Here is a 7,636-nt window from a genome sequence, read left to right on the forward strand (position 1 = left end):
TATAAAATATTTTTTTATATATAATTTTATATTTTAATATTTTTAATTAAATAAATTTAAATTAATATTTATAAATATAAGTTTTAAATTATATTTTTAATAAATATAATAATTCGAATCAGCGGCCTGCGGCAAGGTGCCCTGCGGGTTCTCGCGAGTTGTGTCGGTTTGCATGGGTGTCTCCACGTTCTCTATGTTTGTTTGGGCACCATCACGGTGCCCACCGTTCCGTCCTGAAGCACTACAACCGGCGGGGGCCGGGCATAACGACTTCGGGACAGTTCAGGAAGGGGCCTTGTGGGCGCCGCTTCCATGCCGAAGTCTTCGGTTCGCGCTGTACGCGTGAAACCGCATTCCGTTGGGGGGCAGTTTCGGACTGCAACACCCGTACCGTTATCGCCGTGGTCGGCTGAAAAACAGTAGCCATCCGCAAGTGCGGTTTGGTCTTCTGAAAATACGTTTGGTTCAACCCGACAATGGCAATAAAAAGCCTTGAAATCATTGTCCGGTTTGTGTTTGGTTTTTTAGCGTCAAACCCTACATGTAGGGTTTTTTTGCGCTCGGGCTACAAGATAATGCGTTTTGGGGGGGGATTGCAACGCACAGCCTGTGGATAAACCTGTGCGTAAATTGTGTGTGAAAGAGCGAAAGAGCGTGTAGGCCGCGAACCTGCTGAGCTAGACCGTTTGTCACTGTTTTTTTGTCTGGAAAAACGCTTCAGCGGATTTTTAAGGGCGCGAACCCTATCACAAAAAACCGCCTTGTCCGAACGCATTTAGCGACTTGTGTTCTCGTCGTACGCCGTTTATACAATCGGCCCATGCATACGCATTCTTATCCTCCCAAAACATGACAAAAAGACGGGAGGATCATCGATGCAGTTTGCCTTTGTAGGAGCTGCCGAAGGCTGCGATCTTTTGACCTTCAAGAGCAAGATCAAAAGATCGCAGCCCCGTTTCACTCGACAGCTCCTACAGAATTTGTGTTTGGCGTGGTTCTTCTATTAATAAAAATGAAAAGCAGAGGTCACCGGTGGAGCAAGAAGCCTGGCAGGTATTGATAGTCGAGGACGACCAGCGTCTGGCCGAACTCACCCGCGAATACCTGCAAGCCAATGGACTGCGCGTGGCGATTGAAGGCAATGGGGCGCTGGCGGCGGCGCGGATCATCAAGGAGCAGCCGGATCTGGTGATCCTCGACCTGATGCTTCCCGGTGAAGATGGCCTGAGCATCTGCCGCAAGGTGCGCGACCGTTATGACGGGCCGATCCTGATGCTCACCGCACGCACCGACGACGCCGACCAGATCCTTGGCCTCGACCTTGGCGCCGACGATTACGTGTGCAAACCGGTGCGTCCACGGCTGTTGCTGGCGCGGATTCAGGCACTGCTGCGCCGCAGCGACAGCGCCGAGCCGGTTTCGGAAAAACCGCGTCGTCTGCAATTCGGCCCGTTGGTGGTCGACAACGCCCTGCGTGAAGCCTGGCTCAGTGACAACGGCATCGAGTTGACCAGCGCCGAATTCGATCTGCTCTGGCTGCTGGTGTCCAACGCGGGGCGGATCTTGTCCCGCGAAGAAATCTTCACCGCCCTGCGCGGTATCGGCTACGACGGTCAGGATCGCTCTATAGATGTGCGTATCTCGCGCATCCGCCCGAAGATCGGCGACGATCCCGATCATCCGCGCCTGATCAAGACCATCCGCAGCAAAGGCTATCTGTTCGTCCCTGAAGCCTGCGCAGACATGCCGCTGTGAACTCGATCTTCCTGCGCATCTATGGCGGCATGTGCGCGGCGCTGATTCTGGTCGCGGTGCTTGGTGTGCTGGCCCTGCACCTGCTCAATCAGGTGCGCAGCGAGCAATATCGCGAGCGGCTGGCCCACGGCACGTTCTCGCTGATGGCCGATAACCTGCAACCGATGAATCAGACCGAGCGCCATCGTGCGTTGCTGGTCTGGGAGCGTTTGCTGGGGATTCCGCTGGCACTGCAAACCTTTCCCCAGACCGATCTTGATCTGACCCAGCGCACCCGCGTGTTGCGCGGTCAGGCGCTGGTCGAGCAGACCGGCCCGCATGCGGCGAAGGTTTATCGACTGGTCAGTGACAAGGAACAAACTGTGCTGGTCGGCGAAGTGCAGCAGATCAGCGAGCAACTCGCTCGGGCGACTATTTATCTGCTATCCGATGAGCTGGTGCGGGTGCCGGTGGCCGACCAGCCCAAACGGCTGGCACAACTGAAGGAAGACAAAGGTTTCGGTTTCGATCTGCGGCTGGTCACGGTCAACGAAGCGGACATGGATGAGGACCAGAGTCGCCGCGTTTCCGAGGGCGATACGGTGATGGCGCTGGGCAAGGGTGGCGATTCGATCCGTGTGTTCGCAGGTATGGTCGGCACGCCGTGGGTGCTGGAAATCGGCCCGCTGTATCAGATGAATCCGTATCCACCGGAATGGCTGGTGCTGATCGCGGCGCTCGGCTTGAGCCTGATCGGTTTGATTGTTTATCTGCTGGTGCGCCAGTTGGAGCGCCGTTTGCGCGGTCTCGAAGCCGCGGCGACACGGATTGCCAAGGGCAGTCTGGAAACCCGGGTGCCGGCTCGCGGTGCTGACTCGGTCGGCAAACTCGCGGCAGCGTTCAACGGCATGGCCGAGCACTTGCAGCAGTTGCTGGCAATCCAGCGTGAACTGGTGCGTGCGGTGTCCCACGAATTGCGCACTCCGGTGGCGCGCCTGCGTTTCGGGCTGGAGATGATCGGCACGGCGACCACCCCGCAAGCGCTGGAAAAGTACCGCGAGGGCATGGATCACGACATCGAGGATCTCGATAAGCTGGTGGACGAAATGCTCACTTACGCGCGGTTGGAGCAGGGTTCTCCGGCGCTGACTTTCCAGCGCATCGACCTTGATGCGCTGGTCAATCAAGTCATCGAGGAGTTGGCGCCGTTGCGCGCCGAAGTCACGGTGCAGCGCGGGATGTGTTTGTCAGCGGCGGATTGCGATGACGCCTGGGTCGAGGCTGAGCCGCGCTTTCTGCATCGTGCGTTGCAGAATCTGGTGAGCAACGCGATGCGCCATGCGCGCTCGAAGGTGACGGTGAGTTATCAGGTCGGTCAGTTACGCTGCCGGGTCGACGTCGAGGACGACGGGCCGGGCGTACCGGAAACGGCGTGGGAGCGGATTTTTACGCCGTTTCTGCGTCTGGATGACAGCCGCACCCGGGCGTCGGGCGGGCATGGTTTGGGCTTGTCAATTGTGCGGCGGATCATTCACTGGCATGACGGGCGGGCGATCATTGGCAAGAGCAAGAGTCTGGGCGGGGCCTGTTTCAGTCTGAGTTGGCCGAGGAATCAGGAGCGCCGCTGAGATTTTGTGTTGGCTTTGCGGGCCCCATCGCTGGCAAGCCAGCTCCCACAGTGTTCGCGGCGAACGCAGATTTTGTGTACACCCTGAAACCTGTGGGAGCTGGCTTGCCAGCGATGAGGCCCTGTCAGGCACCCAAAGATCTCAAGCGCTGATGCTGACCAGACTCAACAACTGCCCATCCTGCACGCCAAATTGCGCATCCAGCTCCGTGCCATGGCACCACTCTGCGGACAAATCCGTCAGCAGCCGCAAACGCACATCCCCTTGTTCACTCCACTCCAGCACTTCGGCATGCTCAAAGTAGAAGCGCTTCTGCACAATCGGATAGAGCGCCTTGAACAGGCTTTCCTTCACCGAAAACGTCAGCGTCACCCACAGCGCTAATTGATCGCGGGAGCCCGCCGCCATGCGCTGCATTTCTGCTGGCGTGAGGATCTCTCCAGCCAGACGCTCGGCACGTTCAGTGTTAAGCAGGTTTTCCAGATCCATGCCCAAACCGCGCCAGTGCTGTTTGTTGGCGACGATAGCGGCGGCACGGCCGGTGCTGTGGGTGATCGAACCGCAGATGTGCGCCGGCCACACCGGTGCGCGATCTTCGCCAATTGCCGGGACCACGCTGGAGCCTTCCAGTTGTTGCAATGCGGCGCGGGCGCAGATTCGCCCGGCGAGAAACTCTGCCTGACGCTTGGCCACTGAACGCTGAATACTCGCAGGCGCCTCGACGGCACTGCGCTGGAAGTCATCGCCGAGCAATCGGGCCGGATCGAAATGGGTGCTCAGCAACACGGTGTCGGGCAACGTGTGCGGCAACGGCCAATGAGCGTCGAGCGGCGTGCAGCAAGCGGGAAGGGTAGGGGTTGAATTCATGGCGGGCATTTTACTGGCAAGTGGCAACACCGCAATCATGTAGGAGCTGCCGCAGGCTGCGATCTTTTGATTTTGCCTTTTAAAAACAAGATCAAAAGATCGCAGCCTGCGGCAGCTCCAACAGAGAAGGGTGTTTAGCTGAAGATTTTCTGGAAGAACGCTTTCATGTCTGCCCAGGATTTTTCATCCGCTGCCTTGTTGTAGCCGATATCCGGGCCACCGTGATCGCCGTGGCTCAAACGGTCGGCATCCGGGTTGCTGAAGCCGTGCTTTGCGCCATCGAGGCTGACGAAGGTGTAGTCGGCGCCGGCCTTGTCCATCTCAGACTTGAACGCACTGACGTTGTCCGGCGTGACCATGCTGTCGAGTGCGCCGTGTTCGACCAGCACTTTGGCTTTGACGCTGCCCGGTGTCGCCGGCGTGTTGGTCGCCAGCGCGCCATGGAAACTCACCACGCCCGCCAATGGCTCGCCCTGCCGCGCTGCGTTGAGCACCACACCGCCGCCAAAGCAGTAACCGATGGCGCCGAGTTTCTGCGGATCGGTCTGCGGTTGTTTCTTCAACAGATCCAGTCCGGCCTCGAAGCGTTTGCTCGCAGCGCCCGCATCTTTATTGGCGGCCTGCATGAACGCCATCGCATCTTTCGGGTGCTCGGTGTTCTTGCCTTCGCCGTACATATCGATTGCCAGCGCGTTGTAACCGAGTCCGGCGAGATCCCGTGCGCGACGCTTGGCGTAATCGTTCAGGCCCCACCATTCGTGGACGACCACAATGCCCGGGCGCGGGCCTTTTATCGCGTCGTCGTAGGCGTAATAACCGATCAACTTGGTGCCGTCGGCGCTCTGGTAGGGAATTTCCTCAGTCTTGATTGCAGCTTGAGTGAGGCTGCTTAACGTCAGCAAGGCGAGGGTGAGGAACAGGCGCATGGTCGGTCTCCTTATCGAAAGTGGTCAAAACAGCCTAGTCGATTTGATTCGACAGAGGTTCAAGGAACGTTCAGGGGCGGTACAGGGGACGGACAGTAACCTAGTGCCATACTCAAATCGTGCCGTGTTGTTTGAACAACTGCTGCTGGATCACAGCCACGCCAAACGTCTGGCTTCGCCAGCTCGCACAATGGCATTAGACTGCGTCAGGAGTTCCTGGCAGTCAGCCTTGTGCGAGTGAAGATTCGGCGATTCCACAGGTACGCTGTTGGAGATTCTGATTTACCCGGGAGAGCGTTATGAAATTGTTGGTCGTCGAAGATGAAGCGCTGTTGCGCCATCACCTGCAAACCCGTCTCACGGAGAGCGGCCACGTGGTCGAAGCCGTGGCCAATGCGGAGGAGGCGCTGTACCAGACCGGTCAGTTCAACTTTGACCTGGCGGTGATTGACCTCGGTCTGCCGGGCATGGGTGGCCTTGATCTGATCCGTGAACTGCGCTCTGGCGGCAAGAGTTTTCCGATCCTGATTCTCACCGCGCGTGGCAACTGGCAGGACAAGGTCGAAGGCCTGGCCGCCGGCGCCGACGACTATGTGGTCAAGCCGTTCCAGTTCGAAGAACTCGAAGCGCGACTGAATGCGCTGCTGCGTCGCTCCAGCGGTTTTACCCAATCGACCATTGTTGCCGGCCCGCTGTTGCTCGACCTCAATCGCAAGCAGGCTTCGCTCGACGAACAGCCGCTGGCGCTGACCGCATACGAATACCGCATTCTTGAATACCTGATGCGCCATCACCAGCAAGTGGTGCCCAAGGATCGCCTGATGGAGCAACTCTATCCGGATGACGACGAGCGCGATCCGAACGTGATCGAAGTGCTGGTCGGTCGCTTGCGTCGCAAGCTCGAAGGGCCGGCCGGTTTCAAGCCGATCGATACCGTGCGTGGTCTGGGCTACTTGTTCAATGAGCGCTGCACTTGATCCGTTCGCTACGCGTTCGGCTAATGCTTGCCGCCACCACGTTGGCGGTGTTGTTCATGCTCGCGTTGCTCCCGGCAATGCAGGGTGCTTTCAGTCTGGCGTTGCAGGATTCGATCGAGCAACGCCTGGCCTCTGATGTAACCACGCTGATTTCCGCCGCGCGCATTGAAAATGGCCGGCTGGTGATGCCGGCGCAGTTGCCCGATGAGCGCTATAACCTGACTGATGGCCGTTTGCTCGGCTACATCTATGACCGTGAAGGTCATCTGGTCTGGCGTTCCAAAGGCACGCAGGAAGAGCAGATCAACTACAAACCGCGCTACGACGGAAAGGGCAACGAGTTTGCGCGGATTCGCGAAGCCAGTGGACAGGAGTTCTTCGTCTACGACGTGGAAGTCAAACTGCTCGGTGGCAAGAGCGCGGCCTTCAGTATCGTCGCGCTGCAACCGGTGCGTGAGTACGAATCTACCCTTGAAGGCCTGCGCGAAAATCTCTATCTGGGGTTCGGCGCGGCTTTGCTGGTGTTGCTGGCATTGCTTTGGATCGGTTTGACCTGGGGCCTTAAAGCCTTACGCCGGTTGAGTCAGGAACTCGATGAAATCGAAGGCGGTACCCTTGAAAGTCTCAGCGAGCAGCATCCGCGCGAGTTGCTGCGTCTGACCGGTTCGCTTAACCGTTTGCTGCACAGTGAGCGTCAGCAGCGCAGTCGTTATCGAGATTCTCTGGATGATCTGGCGCATAGCCTGAAAACGCCGTTGGCGGTGTTGCAGGGGGTCAGTGAAGACATGGCGCAGCGTCCGGAGGATCGCGATCAGGCCTGGGTGTTGCAATCGCAGATCGAGCGGATGAGTCAGCAGATCAGCTATCAGTTGCAGCGGGCCAGTTTGCGTAAAAGCGGTCTGGTGCGGCATCAGGTGCGGCTGCAACCGGTGCTGAAAAGCCTATGCGACACGCTGGACAAGGTTTATCGCGACAAGCGGGTGCGGGTGGCGTTTGATTTGCCGGAGCATTGTTATGTGCCGATCGAGCAGGGTGCCTTGTTGGAGATGATGGGCAATTTGCTGGAGAACGCTTATCGGCTGTGTCTGGGTGAGGTGCGCATCAGTGTGCGTGAGAGCCTGGCCGGGGTTGAGTTGTGTATTGAGGATGATGGGCCGGGGGTGCCGCCGAATCAGCGGGCGCGGATTCTTGAGCGTGGTGAGCGGCTGGATCGGCAGCATCCGGGGCAGGGGATCGGGTTGGCGGTGGTGAAGGATATTATCGAGAGTTATAACGCGAAGCTGATGTTGGGGGATTCGCCGATGGGTGGGGCTGCGTTTCGGATTCATTTTCCGGTGGTTTGAGACTTGGCGGCCTTTGGGCCGACCATGCTCTTGGGGTTTTGGGTGTATATCCGTTGCTTCGGTAGCTGCGGCTGGCGGTTTCGCTTTTACAGCGACTCACTTTGGCAAACGCCCCAAAGTAAGCAAAGGTCTGGGCCCCAACGTTCGGCCCGCTCGCTGGG

The 7,636-nt window shown here is 58.1% G+C and carries 6 protein-coding genes; 4 read left to right on the forward strand and 2 right to left on the reverse strand.

Annotation, left to right across the window (positions count from 1 at the left end; translation table 11 throughout):
• Positions 1–1,032: 1,032 nt before the first annotated feature.
• Both ACIOZM_RS30495 and ACIOZM_RS30500 read left to right on the forward strand, forming a co-directional pair.
• Complete coding sequence (locus ACIOZM_RS30495) at positions 1,033–1,755, forward strand: response regulator (protein WP_401221130.1); 723 nt, start codon at positions 1,033–1,035, stop codon at positions 1,753–1,755.
• Positions 1,752–3,362 (forward strand): ATP-binding protein, encoded by a 1,611-nt coding sequence (locus ACIOZM_RS30500; protein WP_401221132.1) that lies wholly within the window; start codon positions 1,752–1,754, stop codon positions 3,360–3,362. Before ACIOZM_RS30495 ends, ACIOZM_RS30500 begins: the two co-directional genes overlap by 4 nt.
• Positions 3,363–3,503: 141 nt before the next feature.
• On the opposite strand, the gene ACIOZM_RS30505 is transcribed toward ACIOZM_RS30500, so the two are convergent.
• Complete coding sequence (locus ACIOZM_RS30505) at positions 3,504–4,229, reverse strand: 4'-phosphopantetheinyl transferase (protein ID WP_401221134.1); 726 nt, start codon at positions 4,227–4,229, stop codon at positions 3,504–3,506.
• Between the two features lie 134 nt (positions 4,230–4,363).
• Complete coding sequence (locus tag ACIOZM_RS30510) at positions 4,364–5,155, reverse strand: dienelactone hydrolase family protein (RefSeq protein ID WP_401221137.1); 792 nt, start codon at positions 5,153–5,155, stop codon at positions 4,364–4,366.
• Between the two features lie 299 nt (positions 5,156–5,454).
• On the opposite strand from ACIOZM_RS30510, the gene ACIOZM_RS30515 reads away from it, so the two are divergent.
• Positions 5,455–6,132: a response regulator gene (locus ACIOZM_RS30515; RefSeq protein WP_401221140.1), complete on the forward strand. Its 678-nt coding sequence runs from the start codon at positions 5,455–5,457 to the stop codon at positions 6,130–6,132.
• Positions 6,129–7,475 (forward strand): ATP-binding protein, encoded by a 1,347-nt coding sequence (locus ACIOZM_RS30520; RefSeq protein ID WP_401221143.1) that lies wholly within the window; start codon positions 6,129–6,131, stop codon positions 7,473–7,475. Before ACIOZM_RS30515 ends, ACIOZM_RS30520 begins: the two co-directional genes overlap by 4 nt.
• Positions 7,476–7,636: the final 161 nt, after the last annotated feature.

Origin of the sequence: Pseudomonas sp. NPDC087346, from assembly GCF_044744235.1 — a bacterium.
GTDB lineage: Bacteria > Pseudomonadota > Gammaproteobacteria > Pseudomonadales > Pseudomonadaceae > Aquipseudomonas.

What these genes read in the sequence shown, in the direction of transcription:
- ACIOZM_RS30505 (WP_401221134.1), bottom strand. Translation starts at nt 4,229, where the DNA reads ATGAATTCAACCCCTACCCTTCCCGCTTGCTGCACGCCGCTCGACGCT.
- ACIOZM_RS30510 (WP_401221137.1), bottom strand. Translation starts at nt 5,155, where the DNA reads ATGCGCCTGTTCCTCACCCTCGCCTTGCTGACGTTAAGCAGCCTCACT.
- ACIOZM_RS30515 (WP_401221140.1), top strand. Translation starts at nt 5,455, where the DNA reads ATGAAATTGTTGGTCGTCGAAGATGAAGCGCTGTTGCGCCATCACCTG.